This is a genomic window from Glutamicibacter soli (assembly GCF_052322135.1).
GTDB classification, from domain to species: Bacteria; Actinomycetota; Actinomycetes; order Actinomycetales; family Micrococcaceae; genus Glutamicibacter; species Glutamicibacter soli.
Genome location: NZ_CM125969.1, coordinates 1456353 through 1483179, shown reverse-complemented (window position 1 = coordinate 1483179; position 26827 = coordinate 1456353). Strand labels below are relative to the sequence as shown.

The window sequence follows — 26827 nt, the reverse complement described above, 5'->3', positions numbered from 1 at the left end:
TCATCGTGAAACCGCCCGCGCGCTGTCGAACAGTGCCCGCTGCGCGGCCCGCGCGTCAGCTGGACCGGAGTTCGCGGCTGCCTCCGATGGCACGATGCGGCGGATGGTCATGATGTCCTTGTCGGTTTCGAACAGTTCGCGGATGCTCACGCTCTCGCCCGGCCGCGGGGCATGGATCATCTTGTTCCCACCCAGGTAGATGCCGATATGCCCGCCACCGCGGGTGACAATCAGGTCGCCGGGCCTGGCCTGGGCCAACGACGGCACCTCGGTGCCTTCCTTGGCTTGCTGCCTGGCGACGCGCGGGAGCTGAATCCCCAGATCGCGGAAGGTGTGCTGGACAAAGGAGGAGCAGTCAAGGCCCACCTTCGGGTTGTTGCCTCCCCAGACATAGGGCACTCCCAAGTACTTTTTCGACGCGGCGACCACCCTGGCGCCGTCGATGCCCCCTGCGGCCGCAGGTTCGGAGGCGCCCTGCGCACGCGTGGTAGCTGCAGTCTTGCCAACTGCCTCGCGCTGTCCCCGCTCCGCTTCCCTGGCAGGTCCGGCGCCGGCAGCTGCGGGCGCGGCGCCGTTCGCCGAGGCATCCAGGGCATTCTGGAGCACCTGCTGGAACTCAGTTCCGGCGGGGGAATCGAACGTGACGCCCGCATTGGTGCTGTTCGCCGCGGCATTCGCCGTCCCCTGCAGGGATCCGCCCAGAACGTTGCCCGCGGTGGCGGCAGACCTGGTTTCAGGCGCGGCGGGCGTCGGAAAGCCGGTCACCCGGGCCAAGTTGGATTCGATGGCCCCGATACGCGCGGCGACGTCAGCGTAGCTCACTGTCGAGTCCTTTCCCGAGCGGTTCCTGCCAGATCGTCAAGGAGGTGCTGCTCCCGGGCAAGATCTGCGTGCTGCACCGCCTGGTGATGGCGGGCTTCGAGTTTTTCCAGCGCTTTCACCCCGCGGCGCTGTGCGCGGTAGGCCTCGGCCGCCAACTCGCGGTCCTCGTCCAGCTGGGCTTCCAGCGCCTGGAGGTCCGCCAGCGCCGATCGCCCGGCAGACCGGGCGGCGGCAATGGCCAGCAGCGATGCGCTGTCCACCGGATCGTTGGCGCTGCCGTGCAGTTCCTGCAGGGTCTGCTCGCGCTGCAGCGTGTGGGCGCGCACCGCCTGGTTGGCCTCGGCCAGGGCGCGCGCCGCCTGGCGTTCGCCGATCTGCCGCAACCGCAGCAGGGATGCCAACGAGAATTTCCGGCTCATCATTCAACTCCCAACCGGGCAAGCAGCGCTGTCAGCTGCGCCCATGATTCGTCGACCGGGCAGCCTTCATCCAGCGGCTGCTGCAGGAAGGCGTCGATGGCCAGCCGATGCTCCACCGCGGCATCGGCCAGCGGGTTCGAGCCGCTCTGGTACGCCCCCACGTCGATCAGGTCCTGTACGCTGCGCCCGGCCGCCATCACCTGGCGCAGCCGCCCCGAGGCGGCCTTGCGGGAGGGATCGTTGATTTTCGAGGCCAGCCGGGAGACCGAGGCCAGCGCGTCGATGGACGGGAAATGCCCCTGCACCGCCAAGGCGCGGTCCAGCACCACATGCCCGTCCAGCAGCGAGCGCGCCGCGTCGGCCACCGGTTCGTTGTGGTCGTCGCCGTCCACCAGGACCGTATAGATTCCGGTGATCGCTCCCTGCTGCGCGGTGCCCGCCCGTTCAAGCAGCCGGGCGAGCAGCGAGAAGGTCGAGGGCGGGTAGCCGCGGGTCGCCGGGGGCTCGCCGGCCGACAGCCCGATCTCGCGCTGCGCCATGGCCACGCGGGTCAGCGAGTCCATCATGAGCAGCACCTGCATGCCGCAGGCGCGGAAATGCTCGGCGATGCGTGTTGCGGCCAGCGCCGCGCGCAGCCGCATCTGGGCGGGTTCGTCCGCGGTGGAGACCACCACCACCGACCGGGCCAGGCCTTCGGGGCCCAGGTCGTCTTCGAGGAATTCGCGCACTTCGCGTCCGCGTTCACCGATCAGCGCGATGACGTTCAGCTGCGCCGTAGTCCCCCGGGCGATCATGGACAGCAACGAGGACTTGCCGACGCCGGATCCGGCGAAAAGCCCAAGGCGCTGCCCGGCGCCCACCGTGCACAGGGTGTCCAGCACCCTGACCCCCAGCGGCAGGGGCCGGGTGATGCGGTGGCGTTCCATGGCCGGCGGGCTGTTATTCTCGATCGGGACCAGCTCGTGCTCGCCCAGTGCGCCAAGTCCGTCGATCGGCTGGCCCAGGCCGTTGAGCACGCGGCCCAGCAGCCCCGGCCCGGCGGGCACCAAGTGCCCGTGGCGTCCGCGGCGCACCGGGTCCCCCAGCCGGATCCGCTGCAGCGAGGCCAGCGGCATGCAGTGCAGCCCGCGGCCGGTGGCCGCAACAACGTCGACCGCAACTTCCTCCGTGCCGACGCTGAGCACCGACCCGACCGGGGCGTCCAGTCCCTGCACGCCCAGGCCCAGCCCGATCAGTTCGCTCACCACCCCAACGCGTTCGGGTGCCGCGGCGGACAGCGCCTGCGCCCAGTGCGGCTGCAGCAGGTTGTGGTGCGCCGGCGCGCTCATGGCGCACCGCCGCACAGCGCGTCCTTGGCCCGGCGCAGCGCGGTGGAAATCCTCGCGTCCAGGAATCCGTGCTCCAGCTCCGCCACGGCGTCCCCGGCGGACAGCGCCGCATCCGCGCGCAGCTCGATCCCGGTGCCGGGAAGTGTCTTCCGTCCCAGCAGCTGCAGGTCCTGCGGGTTCAGCCGCACCGCGCACACCGGCTCGGTGCCTGACAGCTTCGCTGCGCGTTCCATCGCCGCGCGGGCGGCGAACTGCTCATCGCACAGCACCTGCCCGATGATCGCTTCGGCCAGTTCCACGGCCGCCGCGGTCAGCGCAGCGGCGGATTCCTGCACCGGCGGAACTGCCAGCGCGGCGACGGCCCGGCCGGCGGCGCGCAGGGCGGCCAAGGCCTGGGCCTGTTCCTCGGCCTGCCGGGCCTGGGCCTGGGCTGCCTGCAGCTCAACGGCTTCGCGCTGGGCCCGGGCCGCCTGTTCCGCGGCCCGGATCCCCGTCGCGTAGCCCTCGGCGTAGCCGGTGGAACGCGCGTGCGCCAGGACCTGTTCCTGCGGCGCGGAGTCCAGGGAGCGGAAGGCCACGGGACGGAAATTCTGTTCAGGAGACAAAGTCGTCTCCGTCGCCGCGTCGGACGGTGATTTCGCCGCTGGCTTCCAGCGCGCGGATCTGCTGCACAATATCGGCACGGGCCGCCTCGACTTCGGAGACCCGCACCCGGTCCATGACCGCGATTTCCGAGTCCAACAGCTCGGCGGTGCGTTCGGAGATGTTCTCGCGGATGACCGCCTCCAGCTCGTCGGCCGCGCCCTTGAGTGCGAACGCCAGCGTCGTGGCGTTGACTCCGCGCAGCACCCTTTGGATGTCGCGGCGCTCGAAACGCAGCAGGTCGGCGAAGGAAAGCAGCCGCGAAGTGACCTCCTCGGCCAGCGCGGCGTCGAATTGGCCCAGCGAGGCGAGGATCTCCTTTTCCACGGCGATATCCGAACGGTTGATGATGTCCACGAGCGGCTGGATGCCTCCCACCTGTTCCACCGGTTCGTGGCGGGCGACCAGGCTGCCGGTGCGCCGCTTGAGCTCCTCGGAGACCACCCGGACAGCTTCGGGAACCGCGGTACCCATGGTCGCCAGCGCCGCGGCGATCTGCGTGCGCAATTGCGAGGGCAGCCCGGCGAGCACCTGCGAGGCGACCTCGGGGCGAAGGTAGCCCAGCACCAGGGCCGCGGTCTGCGGCAGCTCGCCGTCCAGCAGCGAGATCAGGTGGGCCGCATCGGTTCCTTCGAGAAACTCGAAGCTGCTGCCGGCGGTCGAGGAGGACAGCCGGTTCATGACGATGGTCGCCTTCTCGTTGCCGAACGACGCTTCCAGCAGGCCGGAGGCCGCGTCACGGCCGCCGACCAGGCTCGCGGTGGCCAGCTCGTGGACTTCCCCCAAGGTGCGCTGGATGACCTCGTCGTCCACCCGCCGCAGGCGCAGCAGCTCGGCGGCGATCTCCTCGGATTCGAATTCGTTGAACTGGCGCATCACCTCGGCGGCCTGATCCTGGTCCAGCTGCATCAGCACCACTGCGACCTTCTGGATTCCGCTCAGTTCACGGGGCGTGCTATCTGTTTCCTGGCTCATGCATCACCCTTTGAATCCATCAGGCTGCGCAGGTGCTGGGCCATCTTGGCGGGGTTCTGCGCGGCCAGCGCGCTCAGTTCTTCGCGTTTGGTCTGGGCGTCCAGCTGCTGAACGTGCGGCGTGCTGACGGTGGCGGGGATCTGGCTGATGGTGGTGGTCGGGGTGTCGGCCACGACGGACACCGCCGCGCTGGGCTCGCGCAGGCTGCGCAGCTCGCCCAAATCCACCAGCTCGCTGCTGTGCCGGTTGCGGCGGCGCAGCAGCAGGTAGACGGCCAGCAGGACCAGCACCAGCACGATCGATCCGGCGATGACCAGGGTGCGCAGCAGCTCCGCGTCCCGTGCGGCTTTCGCGGCGTCGGAGGCCTCGGTCAGCGCGTTTTGCGCCGCGGTCGCCGATTCGGTGCTGAACGGCAGCACCGAGACGTTGATGGTGTCCTTGCGCCCGGTGTCGATTCCGGCGGCGGCGCTGATCATGGCGGTCAGCTCCTGCACGTCCAGGCCGGAGGCGGCCTGCGCGTCCAGCGCAACCGAAACGCTCTGCCGGTTCAGGTTCCCGGAAGGCACCAGCCGGTTCTCGGTGACCTTGTTGACCGCGTTGGTCCGGTCGGTTTCGGAGGAGGTGAACGTCCCGTCCTTGGCCTCATCACTGGGCACCGCGATGTTGTCCGGACCCAGGACACCCGCTTCGCCGCTGCCGTTGCCGCTGCCCTGGTAGTCTTCCTTCTTGCTTTTTTCAGCCAATACCGGGTTGTCCTTGGGTGCGCTGAAGCTTTCCTCGGTCCGCTCCGCGGATTCCAGCGACACATCGGCGGCCACCGCCACGGTCGCGTTGCCGGGGCCGACCACGCGGTCGAGCATCGTCTGGATCATGGAGCCCACACGCTGCTCGTACTCCGAGGCCTGCTTGCCGGCAGATCCCTCCACGCCAACGCCGGCGGCCGAGAGCAGGGTGCCGTTCGAGTCGACGACGGAGATGTCGGCAGGCTTCAATCCGTCCACCGCGGCGGAGGTGAGGTGCACGATGGCCTGCACCTGGTCGGCGGTGAGCGTGGTGTTCGGCTTGGGCTGGACGAAGATCGACGCGGTCGGGGTGGTCGCGGAGTCCACGAACACCGTCTGCTCCGGGATGGCGAGCTTGACCGACGCCATGCTGACCGAGTCCAGGGCCATGATGGTGGAGGCCAGTTCGCCCTCCAGCGCCCGCTTGTAGGTCACGTCCTGCTGGAACTCGGAGGCCGTGACACCCATCTGGTCGAGCAGCGAATAGCCGCCGGCGCCCGCGGTGGGCAGGCCGGCGGTGGCGGCCTTCAGCCGCGCTTCGTACACGTTCTCCTGCGGGACCAGGATGGTTCCGCCAGCGCCGGTGATTTCATAGGGTACCGCGTCGGCCTGCAGCTGCTCGACGATGCCCGACGCGTCCTCGGCGGAGAGCCCGGTGAACAGCGGCGTCATCTTCGGCTGGCTGGCGAAACTCACCAGCGCGACGGTTCCCAGCACCACGATGGCCAGGCCGATGACGGCGATGGTGCGCTGGGCAAGGGTGAAACCGCGGATGCTTTCTCCGAGCTTCACCAGGGCTTTGGGCATGGTTGCCACTAGGCTTGCATCCTCATGATCTCGTTGAAGGCTTCCACGCCGCGGTTGCGGAAGGTCGCTGCCGTTTCAAGGGCCAGCGAGGCGCGCGCGGAGGCCAGGGTCGCGGTATGGATGTCGGCCAGTTCGCCGGTGACTGCCTTGAGCGACAGGTCGTTGGAGGTCGACTGCAGCTGCTGCACCTCGGCCAGCGCGCTGCCCAGCGTGGCGGCAAAGGCCGAGCCGTCGCTGCTGCGGGGTTCCGCCTGGCGGTAGCCGGCAGGGGTTGTCGGGGTGGTGGCCGACACGGGGGTGATCTCGAAGTTCATTACTGGCCACGTCCAATCTGCAGGGCGGCTTGATAGCTTTCACGGGCGCGGTCGACCACGGCGGCGTTGACCTGGTAGCCGCGCTGGGCAAGGATCAGGGAGCCCATCTGTTCCGACAGGTCGATATCGGGATAACGCACGTTGCCATCGGCATCGGCCAACGGGTGGTCGGGCTCGTGCACGATCCGGCCCTCGGCGTCGCCGCGTTCGATGCCCGCGACGTACACCCCGTTGGCGTCGTCCCCCGCCCGCGCCAGGACGTACTGGGCGCGAAAAGCCTCGTCGTCGGTGCTGCGCGCAGTGTTGGCGTTGGCCAGGTTGTCCGACACCGCGTCCAGCCACTTGCGGTGGACGGTCAGGCCGGTTCCGGCGATTCCGATGGCGTCGAACATCAGCTGCCCTTCAATGCGGTGCGGATGGAGCTGAAGGTGCCCGAAGCGGCCTGGGTCGCGAACTGGTAGCGCAGCATGGTGTCCACGTTGGACAGCGTCTCGGTGTCAAGGTTGACATTCGAGCCGTCCAGCCGCGTGGGTTCCAGGGACCGGTTGGTGCTGGCGACGGCCTCGCCGCTGCCTTGCGAAATCGATGCGGCCAGCGCGGACTCGAAGTCCACCCGACGGGCTTGGTACCCCGGGGTGTTCACGTTCGCGATGTTATTCGCGATGGCGCGCTGGCGCAGGGAGAGCGCGTTCAGGGCGCTCTCCATCGCTGCAGAGGTCACAGATTCAAACAAGACGTGTCGCTCCAGAGTCTTCAGCTGGGCCCATCCGTGGGCAACGGGGCTTGCGAGCGATCCATGCTCCCCCATGACAGAAGCAACTATCGGTTGCTTTGCGGGCCCGGTTAGCCGAATTCCCTAGCCAACCGCGTCAAGGTACACGGCGGCGTCCGCTGGCGGACGGGGCACGCTGTCAACGGCCCTGAGCTGGGCGGCGATGTCGTTTTTGCGTCGGGCGTAGGCATCGATCAGCTCGCCCAGCTGCCCCAGGACCTCGGCGGCGCGCTGGCGAAGCCGGGCTGGAAGCGGCATTCCGGATTCAGGGGCCTTCCAGGCGGCGATGTCCAGGTCGACGAGCTGTGCGTCCACGTGCAGCGCGGCGGCCAGACGGGCGCAGCGGGCCTCAAGTTCGTCGAGCAGCTGGTCCCAGGTGCTGCACTGCGATGCAAGTACTTCAGCCAACGTTGACCCCCGCGTGCTGCACTGCCGGGCCGCCTGGGGAAGCCGCGGCCTCGTGCCATGCTTCCTGCAGCGGCTTGAGCAACTCGATGGCCTGGGCGGTGAGCTGGATGTTGCGCTGGATGTTCGCATCGATGAGCAGCTGGGTGACGAAAACGTAGAGGGATCGCAGCCCCGCGCCGCCGGACCACGCCGAGTCGTCGAGGCTGGAGGACAGCTCGGCAATGATCGCCTGGGCGTGCAGCAGGTTCTCTGCCGCTGCGCCCCAGTTCGCCGAGTCCTGGGCGCTCTTGGCCCGATGCAGGTCGACCATCAGCCGGTCGTAGAGCATGGTCAGCAGCTTGGCCGGGCTGGCGGAAAGGATCGCCTCCCGGTTTAGTTGCGCGATCTTCTGGGCAGGATTGAGCATTATTTCTCCTTGGTGCTCGGCAGCGAGGCAAGTTGCGAAGCGAGGTAGGACTGCTGGGCGTTCATGTTGCTCAGCTGCACTTCCAGGGCTGAATAGATGCGCTTCAGGCTCGCTTCCCGGCTTTCCAGCCGGCGGTCCCAATTCAAGATCTGGTCATTGAGCCGGGTGATCGTCGTTTCCTGCCCCTTGATGCGCGAGCTGATGTCCCCGGAATACTTGTCGGACAGTTCGCTGCTGACAGTTTCCACGCGCTTGGCCAGGGTGGCGAAGGCCGACTGCACCCGCGCTGGGTCGGCGTTCAGCGCCTTGGTGAATTTCTCTTCGTCGAAATCGAGTTTTCCCTCTCGGGTGATCGAAATGCCGATTTCCGATGGCGAACGCCCGTCCACCGGCCTGATCGCCGCATCCGTGAGGCGCTGCGTGATGCTTCGGACCATGCTGTCGCCGGTGAAGATCATGCCGCTGGTGGCGCCACCGGTGCCGATGGTGACCGAGGAGTTGGCGGAGATGAAGTTCAGCAGTCCGTTCAGCGAGTCCACCAGGGAGGAGGCTTCCTTGGCGGCGGCTGCCATGTCGCGCTGCACGGTGAGGGTGACCGGATCGCTCGACGTCTTGGAAACGCTCACGTCGATACCCGGCATGAGCCCGGCGAAGGTATTCGACGCGGAGCTGACTGTCTGCTCCGCGGCGCTGCCGGCCCAGAGCGTGACCGTGGCATCCTGCGCGGCACGGATCTGGGTGAAGGGAACGGCCGTGCCGGCCAATGAGAAGGAATTCGCCGCTCCGCTGGCGTCCGCGGTGAACTGCACGCGGTACGTTCCGTCGCCGACCGCGAATTTGACGGCCTTGACTCCCGCCTCGGAAGCGTTGACCGCGGTGATCACGTCGTCCAGGGACGCGGAGACGGCGGTGATGCTGTAGTCCTTGCCGGCCGAGCTCAGCGTGAAGGAGGAGCTGTCCCATTCGGTGAGCGGTCCGGTGACGGTGACCTGCTGCTGGGCGAGCTGGCCGACGGTCAATTCCAGAGATCCAGTCGCGGCCCCGTCGGAGGTCTTCACGGTGATCGAGTTTGAGCTGGATACCGAGGTGAATTTCTGCAGCGCCTCGGGTTTGGCCAGGGTGGCCGAAAGTTTGGCTACGTCCGCGACGCGGGTATTCAGCGACTGGAGCGCCGAGACCATGGTCTGCGTTGCGGTGACCCGATTTTTCAGCATGGTCTGGGGAATCGCTTCGACCTGCATCAGCGACTTGATGAGGGCGGCGGTGTCCAATCCACTGGCCAGGCCATCAAGAGAAATTCCCACGGATACTGCCTCCCGGACTGTGAAAGATGATGTACGTGCCCGCGTGCCCGGAAAGGGCCTTTCGGCCTCTTTCCGGGCGCGGGGCGCCAGGCTGCCGGATTCCGGCGCGCCGACGCGCGTGGCCGGCAGCGGCTAGCCAGCGGGTGGTTAGCCCAGCAGCTTCAGGACGCCCTGGTTGGACTGGTTGGCCTGAGCAAGCATGGCGGTACCAGCCTGGGACAGGATGTTCGAGCGGGTGAAGTTCACCATCTCGCCGGCCATGTCCACGTCGCGGATGCGGGACTCGGCCGCCTGCAGGTTTTCGCGCGACACATTCAGCGAGTTGATCGCCGATTCAAAGCGGTTCTGCACTGCGCCCAAGGCCGCGCGACCACTGGACACGCTGGTGATGGCGGTGTCGACGGTGCCGATGGTCGCTGCCGCAACCGAGGCCGACGCGAACCCGTCGGTGGTCACGATCGCGGCCTTCAAATCGGTGGCCAGGGTCTTGATGTCGATGCCGCCCTGGCTCAGATCCAGCGAGATCTGGCTGTCGCCGCCGGTGCCGGCGCCGATCTGGAAGGACATGACGCCGTTGCCGGTTGAGCCGGCAGTGGCATCAAGCAGGTTGATGCCGTTGAAGTTGGTCGTGTCGCCGATGCGTCCCAATTCGTCGACCAGGGCGGTGACTTCGGTGGTGATGGCCTTGCGGGATTCCGCATTGTTCGAGTCGTTGCCGGCCTGTACTGCCAGATCACGCACACGCTGCAGGATCGAGTGGACCTCGGTCAGCGCGCCTTCAGCGGTCTGGATGACAGAGATGCCGTCCTGGGCATTGCGGGCGGCAACGTTCAGGCCATTGACCTGCGAACGCAGGCCTTCGGAGATGGCAAGTCCGGCGGCGTCGTCTGCCGCGCGGTTGATGCGCAGGCCCGAGGACAGCTTTTCCAGCGACTTCGACAGGTCGTTCTGGGTGTTGGACAGGTTGCGGTGAGCATTCAGCGCCGCGAGGTTGGTGTTGATCTGCATACCCATGATGTTTTCCTCCGTGAGAACGGGTGTTGTTTACCTAGGTCCGTCCATGGACCTCGTGAACAACTATCGGCCGTACTCCGCGAGCGGTTAGCGGGATGCTTCCACCTCGAACATCACGCAATATCCGCTGTCATCGGCGGACCGGTCCAGTCGTCCAAGCGTCCGCCTGTTGCCTGGTGGGCAAACTCGTCGAGGTAGCTGTCGCGCCGCGCCTGGGCGGACTTCGTGAGCTTGGGCTGCACGACGGGCGGCCGGTCGGTGAGGTAATGCGTCTGGATGGCTTCGTGCAGCAGCTTGAGGGCGACGGTGCGCTGCTGCGAGATTGCCGAATGCGTCACGCCCGCCTCGGCAGCAATCTGCTTGACCGTGGCGCCTTCGAAAAAGAGTCGGCGGATCAGGATCTGGAGTTTCTGGGGCAGGCACTGCACGGCCGCATGGATCACGCTGATGCGTTCGCGGTGCAGGATGTTTTCCTCCGGGATTCCCATCTCGGACAGGAGGCTGTCATGCATGGTTTCCTCCAGCGCCACCACGCTGCGCTCGGCATCGGCCATCACCGCGCGCACGTCCGCGCTGCTCACGCCCATGGCGTCGGCCAACTCATGCTCCGATGGCTGGCGTCCCAGAACACCGGTCAAGGCTTCCTGGACGTTGCGGGTTGCAGTGATTTTCTGGCGCGCCCCACGGGTCGCCCAATCGTTCGAACGCATATCGTCGGCAAAGGCACCCATGATCCGGCGGCGGGCGAAGGCGCCGAAAGGCACTCCACGGGAGGGGTCGAATGATTCGGCAGCGCTGATCATCGCGATGGTGCCGACGGAGACGAGATCTTCGCGCGAAAGATGCGTCGCTTTCGAGCAAAGTTCAGCTGCTAGATATCCGACAAGGGGGAGGTTTGCCAAAACCAATTCATTGCGTGCTTCAAGCTCCACTGTGCCGGAGTCCTTTATCTCAGAGTGCGATTGGCTATGTGTCTACCCCAACTAGACAATCGGCCACGCGAACTAACATTAGAACTACATGAGGGTTTTTGACAAACGCTATTTATGAGGCGTTTTCGGACGTATTGTCTCCAGTTTTTCGGGCCTTCGTAGGCGCCTGGCGACCCGGCGCCGCTAACCGTCTTCCACTCGCCGCCGATACTATTGGTTATCGAGGCATTTTGGGGAAATGCCAGAATTGGAGAATCATGACCAATCGGGTAAATGAGCTGTCGACGCTCCTGTTCAAGGAACGGGAATGCCTTGAACTGCTCCATTTCAAACTCGAGGAACAGAATTTACTGCTCATTGCCGGCAAAACGCAATGGCTTTCGGCAGCGACTCGAGAAATCGAACATGTGCTGGAACGCATGCACCATACCAGCCTGGAACGCACGCTGGTCGCCCGCGAGGTGGCCGAAAGTTGGGGCGGCGACCCGGACTCGTCGCTCTCCGAATTGGCTGCGCTCGCGCCAGTGGGGCCGTGGGGAGAGATCCTCACCTCCCATCTGACGGCGATCCATGAATACACCAACGTCATCGCGGCGACTCGCGACGCCAATGAGCAGTTCCTCCGAGCCGCTCAGCGCTCGGCCCAGGAAACCCTTGCGAACCTCGGCGATTCGGCATCGACCTATGGCCGCAGCGGAGCGGCCGATGTTCCAGGCACCGATGCCCGCATACTCGACACCAATGTCTAAGGAATCCAGATGAGCACCTTCGGGAGCCTGAATACCGCCCTGTCGGGGCTCAACGCGGCGCGAGCTGCCATGGAGGTTGCGGGGAACAACTTGGCCAATGTCGCCACCCCGGGATACACCCGGCAGCGTGCCGAGTTCCAATCCGCAGGGGCGGTGGCCTCCACCGGCAAGATCACCTCGTCCGGGCGCATCGACCAAGGCGTCGTGTTCACCGGCATCGCCCGATTGGCCGACGCCAGCCTGGACGCCCGCGTCCGAGGCACCGTCGCGCTGGCCTCGCAGAGCTCGGTGCGCGCCGATGCGATGGCAGATCTCGAATCAATCCTGCGCGAACCGGGCGAGAACGGCCTCTCCGCGTTGCTCAACGATTTCTGGGCCGGATGGGAAGACGTGGCAGGCCAGCCAGGCGACGCCGCCGCGGGGGCCGTGCTGCTCCAGCGCGCGCAGTCGGCGGTCGACCGCATCGTCCAGATGGATGACGAGATCAACGGCCAGTGGACCTCCCAGCGCCAGGACCTGAGCACCCGCATCGACGATCTGAATGCCACCGCGCAGGGCGTCGCGGCGCTGAACGGGCAGATCCGTTCGCTCACCGCCGCCGGTGGTTCGCCCGCTGCGCTGCTCGACCAGCGCTCGCAGCTGGTCGAGCGCCTGGCCGAGCTGTCCGGCGCGAGCGTGCGCGAGCTGCCCGATGGAACCGTGGACGTACTGCTGGAGGGCAGCCCCCTGGTCACCGGGACTACTGCCCGCTCGCTGCAGCTGTCCGGAGGCCGGAACAGCGAGGACGCCGCGGTCTCCGTGCGCTGGTCGCACCGGCCTGACGACCAGGTGTCGCTGGATGCCGGCAGCATCGCGGCAGGGCTCGCGGTGCTCTCCCCCGCCACCGGTTCCTACAGCTCGGGGCCGCTGGCGCAGGCTGCCGCGCAGCTGGACCGGATCGCCCTGCGCCTTGCCGAGGCGGTCAACCAGGTGCACCACTCGGGATTGACCAGTGCCGGCACGCCTGGCGGCGACTTCTTCGGCATCGATCCGGCAAACCCAGCCGGCAGCATCAAGGTGCTGCTCCACGACGGGTCCCAGCTGGCCACCGGCTTGCCCGGCGGCGGCGCGCTGGACGGCTCGAACGCCCAGAAGCTGGCCGAGCTGGGCAAGGCACCGGACGGCGCCGACGCGCTGTGGTCGCGGCTGGTGATCGAGGTGGGAACCACGAGCCGCGCCGAGGCAACCCAGGCGCTGTCCAGCGCGATGGCCGCGGACGGTGCCGTCACCGCGCGCCACAGCGCCTCCGCGGTGTCGTTGGACGAGGAGAACATCGCCCTGCTCAGCCACCAGCATGCCTACCAGGGCGCTGCCCGAGTGCTCACCGCACTGGACGAAATGCTGGACACCCTGATCAATGGCACCGGCCGTGTTGGACGATAGGACCTGCAGATGACACGCATTACCACGTCGGCGCTCAGCTTCAATGCCGAACGCAACCTCGCCGCCGCGGCCGCCCGGCTGGCCACGATCCAGGACAAGATCGGCTCCAACAAGCAGATCAGCCGGCCCAGCGACGACCCGGCGGGGGCCGCCGAGGCGATGGCGGTTCGCACCGAGCAGCGCCAGAACGCGCAGTTTTCCCGGAACGCAGCGGATGCCAATGGCTGGCTGTCTTCCACGGACGTCGCCTTGTCCGCCGCGACCAGCCTGCTTCACCGGGTGCGCGACCTGACTGCCCAAGGAGCCAACGACGGAGCGCTCGGACCGGAGGCCCGGGAAGCGATCGCCCTTGAACTCGACCAATTGCGTGAGCAGATGGTCGGGGTGGCCAACACCCAGTACCGCGGGCGCTTCCTGTTTGCCGGCACCTCGGATGCCGGCAGCGCGCTGGATGAGAACCTGCAGTTCTCCCAGGGCAGCGAGGTCCTGCGCCGGATCGGGCCGAATTCCTCGGTGCGCGTGGACGCCGACGGCGCTGCCGCCTTCGGCCAAGGCCCGGACAGCGTCTTCAGCCTCATCTCCTCCATCGCGCAGGATTTGCGCAATGGCGTCAATGTGTCCTCACGACTTGAAACGGTGGATGCCCACTTGCAGAACATCCTTGCCACCCAGGCCTCCGTCGGCGCCAGCCACGCCACGGTGCGCACGGCCGAGCAGAGCCTGCTGGGCGATGCAGTCAACCTCGAGGCCCGGCGCGCGGGCACCGAGGACATCGACCTCGCCACCGCCATCCTGGAGCTCAAGAGCCAAGAGGTCGCCTACCAGGCGGCGCTGTCCGCCGCGGCCCGCACCCTGCAGCCTTCACTCATGGACTTCCTGCGATGAGCCGCAAACTGATCCCGTCCTCCGCCCTGCCCGGATTCCCGCAGGCGCAAACGCTGGAGCTTTGTGCTGTCGACGGCGCCCCGGGCCTCTTTGCGCTGTCATCCCCCGAGGCGCCATCATTGCGCTGGTTCGTCCTCGAGACCGCAGTGCACCTGCCGCACTACACACCGCAGTTCTCCGAAGACCACCTGGCGGCGGTCGGCCGGCCGGCGCAGAACGCGCGATTGGTCCTTGCCGTGGTCAACACCGCCGACCAGCGACCCAGCGCCAACCTCTTCGCGCCGCTCTTGGTCAACGACGACACCGGGCAGTGCGCCCAGGTCCTGCTTGAATCGCAGGATTGGCCTTTGCGCCATGACCTGAGCGCCTAGCCTCGAACTCCGGCGGAAGGATTGTTTACTTTCCTTCCGGCGGAGTTTTCTTTTCCGCCTGGATACTGCCCAGTAGCGATTCAGGCGGAATCCGATTTGGTCTCTGCATCGCAGCTTCCCACCTCGGGAATAATTGACGCCTCAACTTGTTGTTACATGCATATGAATATAAATTGGAGACGAGCACACGATGCGACGTTTCACCAGCTAATAGGAGTAGGCATGCAGTTCGGAGTTTTCTCAGTCAGTGACATCACCCGCGATCCCACCGCCGGTCGTGTGCCAACAGAGAAGGAACGCATCGACGCCCAAGTCGCCATCGCCAAAAAGGTCGAGGAAATCGGCATGGATGTCTACGCCATCGGCGAGCACCACAACCGCCCGTTCTTCTCCTCCTCGCCGACCACCACCCTGGCCTACATCGCGGCGCAGACCGAACGCATCATCCTGTCCACCACGACCACGCTGATCACCACGAACGACCCGGTGAAGATCGCCGAAGACTTCGCCATGCTGCAGCATCTGTCCAACGGCCGCACCGACCTCGTGCTCGGCCGCGGCAACACCGGCCCGGTCTACCCGTGGTTCGGGAAGAACATTCAGGACTCGGTCAACCTAACCGTGGAGAACTACAACCTGCTGCGCCGCCTGTGGGACGAGGACGTGGTGAACTGGGAAGGCCGCTTCCGCACCCCGCTGCAGAACTTCACCTCCACCCCGCGCCCGCTGGACGACGTGGCCCCGTTCGTCTGGCACGGCTCGATCCGCACCCCGCAGGTCGCGGAAATCGCCGCCTACTACGGCGACGGCTTCTTCGCGAACAACATCTTCTGGCCGAAGGAGCACTACCAGCAGCTGATCAATCTGTACCGCGAGCGCTACGAGCACTACGGTCACGGCCGCGCCGACCAGGCGATCGTGGGCCTGGGCGGGCAGTTCTACATGGCCAAGGAATCGCAGCAGGCGGTCAAGGAGTTCCGCCCGTACTTCGACAACGCCCCGGTCTACGGCCACGGCCCGTCGCTGGAGGACTTCACCGCCCAGACCCCGCTGACCGTCGGTTCCCCGCAGCAGGTGCTGGAGAAGACGCTGAGCTTCCAGGAGTACTTCGGCAGCTACCAGCGCCAGCTGTTCCTTATTGACCATGCGGGCCTGCCGCTGAAGACCGTGCTGAACCAGCTGGACATGTTCGGCGAGTACGTGCTGCCCGAGCTGCGCAGGGAAATGGACGCCCGCGCGCCGAAGGACCTGACCCCGGCACCGACACATGCAGGCCTCGTGGCCGCTCGTGAGGCTAAACTGAAGGCTGAGCAAGCCAACGCCCCAAAGGAGCCTGAAGTCAGTGACCGGGACCAGTAACACCCCCGCCCCCGTGAAGGTCACCATCGACGCCTGGGAGTCGCTCTTCCGGGCGCAGGTGGCCGTCATGAGGAAGGTCAGCGCCAAGCCGGAGTTCCACAAGCTCTCCATGCGCGAATACGATGTGCTGTTCAACCTTCGCATCTGCCCGGGCGGCCGCAGCCGCCTGGTCGACCTGAACCGCTACCTGCTGATCTCGCAGCCGAGCCTGAGCCGCATGGTCACCCGGTTGGAGGACAAGGGCCTGATCACCCGCGAGGCCGACCCGACCGACCAGCGCGCGATGCAGCTGTCGCTGACTCCCAAGGGGCTGGCGGTCCAGCAGGAGATCGGCCGGGAACACGTCAAGCACATCTACGAGCAGATCGGCACGGCGCTGAGCGAAGACGAGTTCATCCAGCTGCAGCAGCTGACCTCCAAGCTGCGCAGCGCCATCCAGTAGCGCGCACGCCGAACGCCGGCGGATCCAGTCCTGCGGGGCGGTTCCGCCGGCGTTGCCGCGTTATTCGTCCGGCCGCCGCTACTTGTAGAAGCCCTCGCGCAGCACGATGCCGTATTCCAGCCAGCACTTCATGGCCGCGAGCATGCCGGTCCAGCCCTCGCAGTTGCCGAAGGCCGCCGTGGCGCCCTCGGCGGTGTCCTGCCACGCGGATTCGGTGATCACGACCTTGGTGCGCGAGTTGTCGTCCTGGGGCTGGAAGTCGAAGGTGACGGTGTTCTGCGCGTCAGGCGCCGCGGAATGGTTCGCTTCCCACTGCAGCACGATGCGCCGCGGAACCTCGGCTTCCAGCACCTTGACCGGGAAGGCGCCCGGGAAGTCGTGGAAGTCCCAGCTCACGGTCGCGCCGGTTTCCAGGCGGCCCTTGGCGCCGCCGGTCGTGAAGTAGGCGGAGAGCTGCTCGGGATCTGCCACCGCCTCGTACACCTGGGTGCAGGTCTTGGCGATGTGTCCCGAAACGCTGAAGGACAGCTGGCTGGGGGCTGGGTCGTGACTCACGGCACTTTTCTACACCTCGTGCTCCCAGCGGGGCAAGAGCCCGTCGCGTATTCCCAGCCGCAGTGTCCATGACTCCTGCTATCCTGTCGCCATCGGATTCTCGACCTGCTGATGGAGCGCATCATGGCACGGGTTACCTGCGACGTCACGATCTCCCTGGACGGCTTCGTGGCCGGGCCGGAGCAGAGCCTTGAACAGCCGCTGGGCCGCGGCGGCGAACAGCTGCACCAATGGCAGTTCGAAGCCCGGGACGACGACGCCGCGGAGCGCGCCGGAATCCTGGAGGCAGGCGCCTACATCATGGGCCGGAACATGTTCAGCCCCGAGCGCGGGGCGCCCTCGGGCAGCTGGCGCGGCTGGTGGGGCGAGGATCCCCCGTATCACGCACCGGTCTTCGTGCTCACCCACCACGAGGGCGAACCGCTGGCCATGGAGGGCGGCACGGTCTTCAACTTCGTGACCGGCGGGATCCGCCAGGCGCTTCAGCTGGCGCGCGAGGCGGCCGGCGGGAAGAATGTCGCGATCGCCGGCGGAGCGTCGACCATCAACCAGTTCCTGGACGCGGGGCTGCTGGACGAACTGCGGCTGCACATCTCCCCGAAGCTGCTGGGCTCCGGCGAGCGCCTCTTCGAGGGCGTGTCAGGGCAGGAGTTCATCCCGCGCTCCTCGCGCAGCACCGGGCTGGTCACCCACGTGATCTACGATCTCGCACCGCGGGAATCCGCCTGACCCGGCACAGGCTTCGGAGCCGAGTGCCCTAGCAGCCGAAGGGGCTGGCGTACCGGTAGTCGCCGCGTGGCAGTGCGCTCTCGTCGAACACGCGCACCATGAAGTGCTCGCCCCAGGTCGGGTCGCTAGGGATGATGCCGCGGCGGGACGCCGGTTCGTAGCCGAAGCGGTGGTAGTAGCCCGGCGAGCCGAGCAGCACGATACCGCTGAGCTGCGCGTTCTCCGCGGCGTCGTGGATCTGCTGCATCAGGATCGAGCCGACACCGCGGTGCTGGTACTCCGGAGCCACGGCCAGCGGGCCCAGGCCCAGCATCTGCTGCCCATCGACCCTTCCCCAGGTGGCGATGACATGGCCGATCACCACGGCGTCGTCGAGCGCGACGATGGAAAAGCGCGCATCGTAGCCCTCGCAGTCGAAGAGCTGCTGCAGCAGCCCGACTTCCTCGGGCTCGACCATCGGATCGATTCCGGCAAAAGCCGCATGCGTCACCGCATAGACTGCGGCCCGGTCATCGAAGCCCTCTGGACGAATCTGCATGATCGCCAACCTACCAAACCAGCATCGTCTTGGTAAATCGAATCTTGCTACTGCCCGGCCTGCTCCCCCTGCTCCTTCCGCACCCGTCCCGCCCGGATTCCTGCAGGCCACAACGCACATCCGCTGGCGGCCTGCCCTTGTGCGCAGCGGCCGGCAGGTGCCATGAGGCGTTCACCATCAGCGCACCATCCGGAGGTTGGCCATGTCCGTGCATCGCACCGCGCGGCGCGCTGCGTTGGTGCCGGGCCGCAGCGCTGGCTGCCGCTCTGTAAGAGGACCCGAACGTTGTCCACATTCAACCATTTGGTGGATGACCAGTTCGGTTTCCCGGATTACGATCAGGAATTAAAGGCACACCGCACGGCAGCACGCCGGCGCACCAGCAACCACCAGAGGCCAGAGACGTGACGACAGACAAAACACGAAACACCGCACCCGGCGCCGTCCCCCGCTCCGCAGCGCACCCGTGGGCGGCGCTGGGCATCCTGGCCGCAGGCCTTGGACTGGTGGTGCTGGACGGCACCATCGTCGGCGTGGCGCTGCCGACCATCATCGCCGACATCCGCCTGGATCTGGGCGACGCGCAGTGGGTCAACAGCCTCTATGCGGTGGTGCTCGCGGCGCTGCTGCTGTCCACCGGCAGCCTGGCCGACCGCTGGGGCCGCAAGAAGATGTTCATTCTCGGCGTGCTCGTATTCATGGGCGGCTCGCTGCTGGCGGCCAATGCGGATGCCGCCGGGCCGCGGCCGCCCGCGCGGTACAGGCCATCGGCGCCGCGAGCATCATGCCTTCCACCCTGTCCACGGTGAACTCGCTGTTCCAGGGCAAGCAGCGCGCCGCCGCCTTCGGCGTATGGGGCGCGGTGATCTCCGGCGCCGCGGCCATCGGCCCGTTGGCCGGCGGCCTGCTCACCGAATACGCCTCCTGGCACTGGATCTTCCTGGTGAACCTGCCGCTGGGCGCCGTGCTGCTGGTGCTGGGACTGATCTTCGTGCCCGAAACCAAGGGCGGAACCACCGGCCGCGGCGTGGACGTGGACGGGGCGCTGCTCAGCGCGCTGGGCATGGGCGCGCTGGTGTTCGCGATCATCGAAGGACCGGACGCCGGCTGGATCACCCCCACCAAGGAACTGAAAATCGGCTCGTTCACTTGGCCGGCCGATGCGGCGGTATCGTTGCCCGGCATCGCGCTGCTGGTCTCGGTTGCGGCCATCACGCTGTTCATCTTCTGGGAGCGGCACCGTGCCCGCAACGGCCGCGCCGCGTTGCTGGAACTGCGCTTGTTCGAGCACAAGACGTTCTCCTGGGGCAACCTGACGGCCGCGAGTGTTGCCATCGGCGAATTCGCGTTGTTGTTTGTGCTGCCGCTGTTCCTGGTCAATGCGCTGGGGCTGAGCGTGCTGCATGCAGGCTTCATCCTGGCCGCGATGGCGCTGGGCGCCTTCTTCTCCGGAGCTTCGGCCCGGCACCTGGCCGCGGTGCTCTCGCCTGCCGGCACCGTGCTGCTGGGACTGGGACTGGAAACCGCCGGTGTGCTGGTGCTGGCCCTGGTGCTCAGCGCCGGGGTGTCGGTGTGGGCTGTGGCGGTCACCCTGGTGGTCTACGGGCTGGGCCTGGGACTTGCCTCCGCGCAGCTGACCGGCACGGTGCTGGCCGAGGTTCCGGTGCAGATTTCCGGCCAGGGCTCGGCCACGCAGAGCACCGTGCGCCAGATCGGCTCGGCGCTGGGCACCGCGATCTCCGGCGCCGTGCTCTCCGCGGCGCTGGCCATCACCCTGCCCTCGCGGCTGGACGACGCCCTGGTTCCCGCCGACCAGGCCTCGCAGCTGGCCGAGTCGACCCGGCAGAGCGCCGGCACCACCATCTCCCAGCTGCGCCTGCAGCCCCCGGGAGGGCAAGACACCGCTTCGACCATCGACGCCCTCTCCGCCGGCTTCTCCGATGCGACCCGCTTGTCGATGCTGGCCGCGGCGTTTTTCCTGCTGCTCGGCGCCGTGGGCGCTTGGCGCCTGCTCTTTGCCCAGCGGGTCGCCACCCGGCTGGCCGCGGCAAGTGATCGCTAGGATGCACCTGCCTACGCGGCCAGCAGCCCGCCGACCGCGGCGATGACCGCGTTGGCCACCTGGCTCAGCTCGTTCTCCTTGATGCCGCGCCCGAAGGACAGCCGCACCGCAGTGTGCGCCAGCTGCTCCTGGTACCCCATGGCGGTGAGCACCGGCGAGGGATCGGTGGAGCCCGCCGCGCAGGCGGACCCGGAGGAGCACAGCACGCCCTTGCGCTCCAGTTCGATCAGCACGGTCTCCCCCGCGGTCTTCGGGAACACGAAGGACACGATGCCGCCGATGCGCTGCTGCCCGCTGCCGGTCAGCTGCACGCTGCCCGGGTGCTTGGCTTCCAGTCCGCGGGTGATCTTCTCGATCAGGTAGCTGCCGAAGCCCTCGCCCATCCCCTGCGCGCGCTGGGAAGCGCAGACCTGCAGGGCCACCGCGATGCCGGCGGCGGCCGCCGGGTTCTCGGTGCCCGAGCGCATGCCCGACTGCTGCCCGCCGCCATGCAGCAGCGGCACGAAGCGGTCCTTCCCCGACAGGTACAGCGCCCCGCTGCCCTTCAGCCCGCCGATCTTGTGCCCGGAGATGCTCAAGGCGTCCACCGCGGCGGCCAGCGGCGCCAGGTCCAGCCATCCGGCGGCCTGCACCGCGTCGGTGTGCATCAGCGCGCCGGCCGCGTGGGCCAGCGCGGCGACCTGCGCCACCGGCTGGATGGTGCCGACCTCGTTGTTCACCGCCATCACCGAGACCACGGCGACGTCGTCGTCGATCAGCTGCGCCGCATGCTCCAGGTCCACCAGCCCGCCGGCGGTGACGTTGATCAGCCGCAGCGTGAAACCGTGGAAGTCCACCAGGTAGCGGCAGGCTTCGAGCACCGCGGGGTGCTCGATGGCGCTGGCTACCACCACCCGGCCGCGCGGATTGCCCAGCGCGCCGCCGATCACCGCGGTGTTCGCGCCCTCGGTGCCGCCGGAGGTGAAGTAGATTTCCTCGTCGCGCACCGCCAGCTGCGCGGCGACCTGGGCGCGCGCCCAGTTAGCGGCCCGGCGGGCCTGGTGCCCCGCCTCATGGTGCGAGGCGGGGTTGCCGAAGTCGCGGGTCAGCAGCGGCGAGACGGTGTCCAGCACCTCCTGGCGCGGCGGGGCGGTGGCGGCGGCGTCCATGTAGATCATTCGACAACCATATCCAGTCCCAGGTCGATCGCCGCCACCGAGTGGGTGATGGCGCCCGAGGAGATGATGTCCACCCCGGATTCGGCCACCGCGGCGACCGTGCCGGCGTTGATGTTGCCGCTGGCCTCCACGATCGCGCGCCCGGCGATCAGCTCGATGGCCGCCGGGATGTCAGCGGGGTCGAAGTTGTCAAGCATGATCACGTCCACCCCCGCCTCCAGCACCGCCGGCAGCTGGTCGATGGAATCCACCTCCACCTCCATGGCGGTGGTGTGCCCCAGCCTGGCGCGCACGCCGCGCAGCGCCTCGGTCAGCGCCTGCGGGGTATCGAACAAGGCCAGGTGGTTGTCCTTGGCCATGAACGCGTCGGAAAGGTTGTCGCGGTGGTTCACTCCGCCGCCGCAGCGCACCGCGTAGCGTTCCAGCGCGCGCAGCCCCGGAGTGGTCTTGCGGGTGTCGGCGATGCGCGCCTTGGTGTGCGCGACCAGGGCGACCAGCTCACCGGTGGCGGTGGCGATGGCGCTCAGGCGCTGCAGCAGGTTCAGCCCCACGCGCTCGGCGGTGAGGATGGAGGCCGCCGGGCCGCTGACCTCGATCAGCGTGTCCCCCGCCGCGAAGGTGCGCCCCTCGGCGACCAGCTGGGTGGTGGCGATGCCCGGGTCCACCGCGTGCATGGCGCGGGCGAAGACCGTGCCGCCGGCCAGGATTCCGGGCTGGCGGGCGCGCACCCGGCAGGTGGCGACCGCCCCGGCCGGAACGATGGTGTCGGCGGTCAGGTCCCCGCGGGGGTTGTCCTCTTCCAGCGCGAGGTGGATGATGCGGTCGATCACGCGCAGCGGGACGGGATGGATGGGTGCGTTCACGCGGTGTGTTCCTTGCTGCTCGTGCTTGAAGTGCTCAGGGGTGCGGAAAGTTGCTCTGCGGTTCGTTCGGCGGTTCGTTCGGCACAATTCAGCTGCCAGCCGTAGCGGATGGCAGGCTGCGATTGCCCGGGCGCCGAGTCCAGCCGATGGTGGGCGCCGAGCGATCCTCCGCGCGCCAGCGCGCCGGCCGTGGTGAAGCGGGCTGCAAGCCACAGGTTCTCCAGCTCCAGCTGCCCGCGCGGGGACTCGGCCACCGGAGCGGAGGCGCTCAGCAGCTCGGCGAAGCGTTGAAGCTGCTCGCCGGTGCGGTACACGCCGATGGCCTCGCTGGCCTCGCGCTGCAGGGTGTCCAGGTCCAGCGGGGCCTCGGCCGCGCCGTGCGCGGACAGCGCCGTCGGCAGCTGGGCGACGGCCATCCCGTCGAGCCCATCGAGGTCCGCGCAGGCCCCGGGATCGTCGGAAAGCATGGCCTGCACCGCGGTGCGGGCGAACACCATCGCCTCCAGCAGCGAGTTGCTGGCCAGCCGGTTGGCGCCGTGCACCGTGGTGTTGGCGCATTCGCCGGCCGCGTAGAGCCCGGGCACGGTGGTGCGCGCGCTGGTGTCCGTGGTGATCCCGCCCATGGCGTAGTGCTGGGCAGGGACCACCGGGACCAGGTCCGCGGCCAGATCCAGCCCGCAGGCCGCCAGCCGTGCGGTGATCGAGGGGAAGCGCCGTGCGGTGAAGCCGGCGCCACGCTGCGCGTCCAGGCCGCGGGCGTCCAGGTACACCCGGCGCCCGGCCAGCAGCTGGCGGTGGATGCCGCGGGCCACCACGTCGCGCGGGGCCAGCTCGGCATCGGGGTGCTCGGCGGGCATGAAGCGCTCGCCGGCGCCGGTGACCAGCACCGCGCCCTCCCCGCGCACCGCCTCGGAGATCATGCCGGCCTCCGGGTAGGCCGCCGGGTCGACCAGCGTGGGGTGGAACTGCACGAATTCCGCGTCGGCGATCACCGCGCCGGCCCGGGCCGCCAGCCCGATCCCGTCCGCGGTGGCCCATGCCGGGTTGGTGGTCGCGGCGTACAGCCGGCCCAGTCCCCCGGTGGCCAGCAGGACCGCGTCGGCCTCGATCCGGTGCGACGTGCCGTGCTGCAGGACCTCGACCCCGGCCACCGCACCGCGCTCGTCGAGCACCAAGGACGTGGCCAGCGCATGCTCGCGCACCGTCAGCTCGCCGGCGTCGCGGGCGCGCAGCACCGCGGCGGACAGGGCCGCAACGAGCCCCGCCCCGGTGGCGTCCCCGTGGATGTGCAGGATGCGGTGGGCGCTGTGCGCTGCCTCCAGGCCCAGCTGGTAGCCGCCGCCCTCGGTGCGGTCGAACGCGACCGCGTGGCCTTCCAGCGCATCGACCAGCTCGGCGGCCGAGGCGCACATGAAGTCCACCGCGGTTTCCCCGCAGTGCCCGGCGCCGGCGGCCAGCGTGTCAGCCGCGTGCGCGGCCACCGAGTCCCCGGCGGCGATGGACTGCGCGGTGACGGCGCTCAGCCCGCCCTGGGCCAGCTCGCTGTTCGAGTCCCCCAGCCGGTCCTTGGTCAGCAGCACCGGGTGCGCCCCGGCGGCCGCCGCCTGCAGCGCCGCGGTCAGCCCGGCGACCCCGGACCCGATGATGACCAGCTGCTTCTCCCCCGCGGCGCTCATGGCCGGGCGGCCAGCATGCGTTCCAGGGCGATTTTCGCGTCGCCCTGCTGCTCGGCGGGCACGGTGATCCGGTTGACCACGCGCCCGGCGACCAGCTCCTCCAGCACCCAGGCCAGGTAGCCGGGGTGGATGCGGTACATCGTCGAGCACGGGCAGATCACCGGGTCTAGGCAGAAGATGGTGTGCTGCGGGTACTCGGCGGCCAGCCGGTTGACCATGTTGATCTCGGTGCCGATCGCGAACACCGTGGGCTCGGTCGCGTCGGCGATCGCGCGGCGGATGTAGTCGGTGCTGCCGGCCTCGTCGGCCGCGTCCACGACCTCCATCGGGCATTCCGGGTGCACGATCACGCGCACGCCGGGGTACTCCTCGCGCGCCTTCGCGATCTGGCCCGGGTTGAAGCGCTTGTGCACCGAGCAGAAGCCGTGCCACAAGATGACCTTGGCATCGCGCAGGGTCATCTCGTCATTGCCGCCCAGCGCCTTGCGCGGGGTCCACATGGGCATCTGCTCCAGCGGCACGCCCATGGCCTTGGCGGTGTTGCGGCCCAGGTGCTGGTCGGGGAAGAACAGCACGCGCCGGCCGCGCTCGAACGCCCATTCAAGCACCGTGGCGGCATTCGAGCTGGTGCACACCAGCCCGCCGTTGCGGCCCACGAACGCCTTCAGCTCAGCCGAGCAGTTCATGTAGGTGACCGGGATGACCGGCAGGCGCCCGTCGTCCTCCTCGTCCTTGTACAGTTCGGTCAGCTCGTCCCAGCACTGCTGGACGCTCGGCCCGTCGGCCATGTCCGCCATGGAGCAGCCCGCGGCGAGGTTCGGCAGGATGACCGCCTGGTCATCGCGCGTGAGGATGTCTGCGGTCTCCGCCATGAAGTGCACGCCGCAGAAGACGATTGCCTCCGCCGTCTCGCGGGTCAGCGCCGCGTTGGCCAGCTGGAAGGAGTCGCCGACGAAGTCCGCGTACTTCACCACCTCGTCGCGCTGGTAGAAGTGGCCCAGGATCACCGCGCGCTCGCCTAGGGTTTCCTTGGCCGCCAGGATGCGCGCGTCCAGCTCCTGATCGCTGGCCTTCAGGTACTCCTGCGGGATGCTGCCCTGCACCGGGTAGCCTGCAGGCACCTCGTCCGCTTCCGAGGCGCCAGGGCCGTAGCCGCCGGGGGTGTCCCAGGGGTTGGACTTCAAATCGTCCGAGCAGGTGGAGCCCGGGGCCAGCAGGTTCAGCCGCGCGATGTTCTGCGCGACCGAGGCGTTGTGCTGGGCCGAAGCCGCGTCGGTGAAGATGGTGTTGGTGCTCATGGTGCTCCCCCTTCAGGGATTCAACGGTCTAGTTGAAAAAGTGTGGTGAAGTTGCTTTTCAGCCCTGCGGCGGCTCGACCTGCAGGGGGTCGACCTGCAGCGGATCGGGCCCGTGCCCGACGTAGCGGTAGAGCCGCGGCGGGCGGTGCTTGCCGCCGGCCTGGTATTCGTCGGTCGCCTCGACGCTGGCGGTCGAGTTCAGCGTGCGCCGGAAGTTCGCCGGATCCAGTCGGCGACCGAGGATCGCCTCGTACACCCCGCGCAGCGCCGCGAGGGTGAAGCGCTCGCCGAGCAGCCGGTGCGCGATCTGCCCGTATTCGGTTTTGTTGCGCAGCCTCCACAGCGCGTAGTCCACGATCTGGCGGTGGTCGAAGGCCATCCGCGCGATCTGCGGATCATCGATGTCGAACCAGGCAACGTTCTCGTCCCGCACCGTCGCACCCACCTGGTCCACGTGCATCAGCGCGAAGTAGGCGATGGTCACCAGCCGGTGCGTGGGCGAGCGGTCGATGTCCCCGAAGGTGTACAGCTGCTCCAGGTAGTTCGGACGCAGCCCGGTGGTCTCGGCCAGCGTGCGCCCGGCCGCCTGGCCCAGCGACTCGCGCGCCCCCACCGGACCGCCGGGCAGCGCCCACAATCCCGCGTGCGGCTGGCGGATGCGGCGCACCAGCGGCAGGCACAGCTTGTCCGGCCCGCCCTCGACGCCCTCGCGGATGCCGAGGATCACCGTGGACACCGCCAGCGTCGGCGGCATGTTCCGCCGTTCGTCGACGTTTGCCCAGCTTGGTACCGATGTCATCAGGTGTGATGCCCCGTTTCAGGTTTTCCAGCAGTTTCCGCGGTCCGGACCGCGTTAGAGTCATTCTGACATTAACTACCTCGTCGCGCTAGCGCAAGACGATGTTTACCTGTTTTGTGGCCTATGATCGGTAGCATGACCCTTGATCTGAATCTCCGCGTCATTCGCACAAACTCCGAGGTGAGCGGACCATCCGTACTGCTCATCCACGGCTTCGCCTCATCCGGCGAATCGAATTGGGAACGGGCCCGGTGGACGAATTATTTCACCGACCATGGCCGCAACGTCCTGCTTGTCGACCTTCCCGGCCACGGCACCGACCCGCACCGCAACGAAGGCAGCTGGGCTCCGAGCCAGATCCGCCAGGCGCTGGCAGCCATCGTGATTGACCTGGACGAAGGTCCAGTCGACGTGCTGGGCTATTCGCTGGGCTCGCGCCTTGCATGGGAATTCGCCGCGTGGAACCCGGATCTGGTCGAGCACCTGGTCATGGGCGGCCCGGGCGCCAACGACATGCTCGCCGGCTTCGAGATCGAACAGGCCCGCAAGTTCCTTGCCAGCGGCGAGGAGATCAACGACGACCTCACCGCGTCCATCATGCAGATCGTCGCCGCCGAGCCGTCCAACGATGCCGAAGCGCTGTTCAAGCTGATCGAGGGCATCAAGACCGAGCCTTTCGAACCCGAAAGCAAGATCCCCTCCACCCCCACCTTGCTGGTCGCCGGCGACCTCGATGACCTGGCCACCACGATGCCGCAGCTGCGCCGCCTGCTCAAGAACGCCGGCACCCGCAACGAGGTGCTCTGGCTGGCCGGACGCAACCATGCGAACGCCGTCACGAGCCGGGAATTCAAGGAAAAGACCTTGGAGTTCTTGGGCGCCTAACCCACGTCGAAACGCTGGCACCTTGACCGCGGACCTCACGACCTGTCGAGCGAGGTCCGCGGCCAAAAGGGTTCTCCACTTCTCGAAGCGCGATTCACCGTTGATCCGCTGG

The 26827-nt window shown here is 67.7% G+C and carries 31 protein-coding genes; 10 read left to right on the top strand and 21 right to left on the bottom strand.

What is annotated here, in order from left to right; translation table 11 throughout:
- The 14 genes from ACTX90_RS07070 to ACTX90_RS07005 form a co-directional block, all read right to left on the bottom strand.
- On the bottom strand, positions 1-822 hold the full coding sequence (locus ACTX90_RS07070; protein WP_443443621.1) for a C40 family peptidase: 822 nt from the start codon (positions 820-822) through the stop codon (positions 1-3).
- Positions 819-1241, bottom strand: coding sequence for a flagellar FliJ family protein (locus ACTX90_RS07065; protein ID WP_424572211.1), 423 nt, complete (start codon positions 1239-1241; stop codon positions 819-821). The genes ACTX90_RS07070 and ACTX90_RS07065 overlap by 4 nt, the downstream gene beginning before the upstream one ends.
- Positions 1241-2569 carry a FliI/YscN family ATPase gene (locus tag ACTX90_RS07060; protein WP_443443619.1) on the bottom strand — a complete coding sequence of 443 codons (1329 nt, stop codon included), beginning with the start codon at positions 2567-2569 and terminating at the stop codon, positions 1241-1243. The genes ACTX90_RS07065 and ACTX90_RS07060 overlap by 1 nt, the downstream gene beginning before the upstream one ends.
- Positions 2566-3174 carry a FliH/SctL family protein gene (locus tag ACTX90_RS07055; RefSeq protein WP_443443617.1) on the bottom strand — a complete coding sequence of 203 codons (609 nt, stop codon included), beginning with the start codon at positions 3172-3174 and terminating at the stop codon, positions 2566-2568. Before ACTX90_RS07055 ends, ACTX90_RS07060 begins: the two co-directional genes overlap by 4 nt.
- Positions 3164-4186, bottom strand: a complete 1023-nt coding sequence (gene fliG, locus ACTX90_RS07050) for a flagellar motor switch protein FliG (RefSeq protein WP_113607855.1) — start codon at positions 4184-4186, stop codon at positions 3164-3166. Before fliG ends, ACTX90_RS07055 begins: the two co-directional genes overlap by 11 nt.
- Positions 4183-5775, bottom strand: a complete 1593-nt coding sequence (fliF, locus tag ACTX90_RS07045; RefSeq protein WP_443443996.1) for a flagellar basal-body MS-ring/collar protein FliF — start codon at positions 5773-5775, stop codon at positions 4183-4185. Before fliF ends, fliG begins: the two co-directional genes overlap by 4 nt.
- Positions 5776-5783: 8 nt before the next feature.
- Positions 5784-6089 carry a flagellar hook-basal body complex protein FliE gene (gene fliE, locus ACTX90_RS07040; protein ID WP_052772314.1) on the bottom strand — a complete coding sequence of 102 codons (306 nt, stop codon included), beginning with the start codon at positions 6087-6089 and terminating at the stop codon, positions 5784-5786.
- A complete protein-coding gene (locus tag ACTX90_RS07035) occupies positions 6089-6484 on the bottom strand; it encodes a flagellar basal body rod protein FlgC (protein ID WP_047118824.1) in 396 nt (131 codons plus the stop codon). The genes fliE and ACTX90_RS07035 overlap by 1 nt, the downstream gene beginning before the upstream one ends.
- A complete protein-coding gene (locus tag ACTX90_RS07030; RefSeq protein ID WP_047118823.1) occupies positions 6481-6822 on the bottom strand; it encodes a flagellar basal body rod protein FlgB in 342 nt (113 codons plus the stop codon). Before ACTX90_RS07030 ends, ACTX90_RS07035 begins: the two co-directional genes overlap by 4 nt.
- Before the next feature lie 123 nt (positions 6823-6945).
- The gene (locus ACTX90_RS07025; RefSeq protein ID WP_443443614.1) at positions 6946-7269 is read right to left on the bottom strand and encodes a hypothetical protein; all 324 of its coding nucleotides are present in this window, start codon (positions 7267-7269) and stop codon (positions 6946-6948) included.
- The gene (gene fliS / locus ACTX90_RS07020) at positions 7262-7675 is read right to left on the bottom strand and encodes a flagellar export chaperone FliS (RefSeq protein WP_047118821.1); all 414 of its coding nucleotides are present in this window, start codon (positions 7673-7675) and stop codon (positions 7262-7264) included. The genes ACTX90_RS07025 and fliS overlap by 8 nt, the downstream gene beginning before the upstream one ends.
- Complete coding sequence (gene fliD, locus ACTX90_RS07015; protein ID WP_443443613.1) at positions 7675-8979, bottom strand: flagellar filament capping protein FliD; 1305 nt, start codon at positions 8977-8979, stop codon at positions 7675-7677. The genes fliS and fliD overlap by 1 nt, the downstream gene beginning before the upstream one ends.
- A gap of 147 nt (positions 8980-9126) precedes the next feature.
- Positions 9127-9993 (bottom strand): flagellin N-terminal helical domain-containing protein, encoded by an 867-nt coding sequence (locus ACTX90_RS07010; RefSeq protein WP_053797838.1) that lies wholly within the window; start codon positions 9991-9993, stop codon positions 9127-9129.
- 113 nt (positions 9994-10106) lie between these two features.
- Positions 10107-10925, bottom strand: a complete 819-nt coding sequence (locus ACTX90_RS07005) for a sigma-70 family RNA polymerase sigma factor (RefSeq protein WP_424679184.1) — start codon at positions 10923-10925, stop codon at positions 10107-10109.
- A gap of 257 nt (positions 10926-11182) precedes the next feature.
- Here ACTX90_RS07005 and ACTX90_RS07000 point away from each other — a divergent pair, with 257 nt between their 5' ends.
- The 6 genes from ACTX90_RS07000 (at position 11183) to ACTX90_RS06975 (ending at position 16153) form a co-directional block, all read left to right on the top strand.
- Positions 11183-11674 carry a flagellar protein FlgN gene (locus tag ACTX90_RS07000; RefSeq protein ID WP_047118817.1) on the top strand — a complete coding sequence of 164 codons (492 nt, stop codon included), beginning with the start codon at positions 11183-11185 and terminating at the stop codon, positions 11672-11674.
- Positions 11675-11683: 9 nt separating this feature from the next.
- Positions 11684-13096 (top strand): flagellar hook-associated protein FlgK, encoded by a 1413-nt coding sequence (gene flgK, locus ACTX90_RS06995; RefSeq protein ID WP_443443611.1) that lies wholly within the window; start codon positions 11684-11686, stop codon positions 13094-13096.
- A 9-nt stretch (positions 13097-13105) separates the two neighbouring features.
- Positions 13106-13981 (top strand): flagellar hook-associated protein FlgL, encoded by an 876-nt coding sequence (gene flgL / locus ACTX90_RS06990; RefSeq protein WP_047118815.1) that lies wholly within the window; start codon positions 13106-13108, stop codon positions 13979-13981.
- Positions 13978-14352: a flagellar assembly protein FliW gene (locus ACTX90_RS06985; RefSeq protein ID WP_047118814.1), complete on the top strand. Its 375-nt coding sequence runs from the start codon at positions 13978-13980 to the stop codon at positions 14350-14352. The genes flgL and ACTX90_RS06985 overlap by 4 nt, the downstream gene beginning before the upstream one ends.
- Positions 14353-14574: 222 nt before the next feature.
- On the top strand, positions 14575-15711 hold the full coding sequence (locus ACTX90_RS06980; RefSeq protein WP_443443610.1) for an LLM class flavin-dependent oxidoreductase: 1137 nt from the start codon (positions 14575-14577) through the stop codon (positions 15709-15711).
- On the top strand, positions 15695-16153 hold the full coding sequence (locus ACTX90_RS06975; protein WP_231735968.1) for a MarR family winged helix-turn-helix transcriptional regulator: 459 nt from the start codon (positions 15695-15697) through the stop codon (positions 16151-16153). The genes ACTX90_RS06980 and ACTX90_RS06975 overlap by 17 nt, the downstream gene beginning before the upstream one ends.
- Positions 16154-16231: 78 nt before the next feature.
- Here the strand turns inward: ACTX90_RS06975 and ACTX90_RS06970 are convergent, their stop codons facing one another.
- The gene (locus tag ACTX90_RS06970; protein ID WP_120990363.1) at positions 16232-16708 is read right to left on the bottom strand and encodes an SRPBCC domain-containing protein; all 477 of its coding nucleotides are present in this window, start codon (positions 16706-16708) and stop codon (positions 16232-16234) included.
- Between the two features lie 123 nt (positions 16709-16831).
- Here ACTX90_RS06970 and ACTX90_RS06965 point away from each other — a divergent pair, with 123 nt between their 5' ends.
- Entirely contained in the window at positions 16832-17437 is a 606-nt protein-coding gene (locus ACTX90_RS06965; RefSeq protein WP_443443609.1) for a dihydrofolate reductase family protein, read from the top strand.
- A gap of 28 nt (positions 17438-17465) precedes the next feature.
- On the opposite strand, the gene ACTX90_RS06960 is transcribed toward ACTX90_RS06965, so the two are convergent.
- Positions 17466-17975 (bottom strand): GNAT family N-acetyltransferase, encoded by a 510-nt coding sequence (locus ACTX90_RS06960; protein WP_053799371.1) that lies wholly within the window; start codon positions 17973-17975, stop codon positions 17466-17468.
- Positions 17976-18379: 404 nt separating this feature from the next.
- On the opposite strand from ACTX90_RS06960, the gene ACTX90_RS06955 reads away from it, so the two are divergent.
- Complete coding sequence (locus ACTX90_RS06955) at positions 18380-18784, top strand: MFS transporter (protein WP_443443607.1); 405 nt, start codon at positions 18380-18382, stop codon at positions 18782-18784.
- Complete coding sequence (locus tag ACTX90_RS06950) at positions 18760-20037, top strand: MFS transporter (RefSeq protein ID WP_443443605.1); 1278 nt, start codon at positions 18760-18762, stop codon at positions 20035-20037. The genes ACTX90_RS06955 and ACTX90_RS06950 overlap by 25 nt, the downstream gene beginning before the upstream one ends.
- A gap of 11 nt (positions 20038-20048) precedes the next feature.
- Here the strand turns inward: ACTX90_RS06950 and ACTX90_RS06945 are convergent, their stop codons facing one another.
- From ACTX90_RS06945 to ACTX90_RS06925, 5 genes are read right to left on the bottom strand one after another with little or no spacing between them, the layout of a single operon-like run.
- The gene (locus tag ACTX90_RS06945) at positions 20049-21194 is read right to left on the bottom strand and encodes a cysteine desulfurase family protein (RefSeq protein WP_424679179.1); all 1146 of its coding nucleotides are present in this window, start codon (positions 21192-21194) and stop codon (positions 20049-20051) included.
- On the bottom strand, positions 21191-22057 hold the full coding sequence (nadC, locus tag ACTX90_RS06940) for a carboxylating nicotinate-nucleotide diphosphorylase (RefSeq protein ID WP_443443603.1): 867 nt from the start codon (positions 22055-22057) through the stop codon (positions 21191-21193). The genes ACTX90_RS06945 and nadC overlap by 4 nt, the downstream gene beginning before the upstream one ends.
- The gene (locus ACTX90_RS06935) at positions 22054-23733 is read right to left on the bottom strand and encodes an L-aspartate oxidase (protein WP_443443602.1); all 1680 of its coding nucleotides are present in this window, start codon (positions 23731-23733) and stop codon (positions 22054-22056) included. Before ACTX90_RS06935 ends, nadC begins: the two co-directional genes overlap by 4 nt.
- On the bottom strand, positions 23730-25031 hold the full coding sequence (nadA, locus tag ACTX90_RS06930; RefSeq protein WP_443443601.1) for a quinolinate synthase NadA: 1302 nt from the start codon (positions 25029-25031) through the stop codon (positions 23730-23732). The genes ACTX90_RS06935 and nadA overlap by 4 nt, the downstream gene beginning before the upstream one ends.
- A 58-nt stretch (positions 25032-25089) precedes the next feature.
- A complete protein-coding gene (locus ACTX90_RS06925; protein ID WP_047118806.1) occupies positions 25090-25830 on the bottom strand; it encodes an NUDIX hydrolase in 741 nt (246 codons plus the stop codon).
- Positions 25831-26010: 180 nt separating this feature from the next.
- Here ACTX90_RS06925 and ACTX90_RS06920 point away from each other — a divergent pair, with 180 nt between their 5' ends.
- Positions 26011-26715 carry an alpha/beta fold hydrolase gene (locus ACTX90_RS06920; RefSeq protein ID WP_181728167.1) on the top strand — a complete coding sequence of 235 codons (705 nt, stop codon included), beginning with the start codon at positions 26011-26013 and terminating at the stop codon, positions 26713-26715.
- Positions 26716-26827 lie beyond the last annotated feature (112 nt).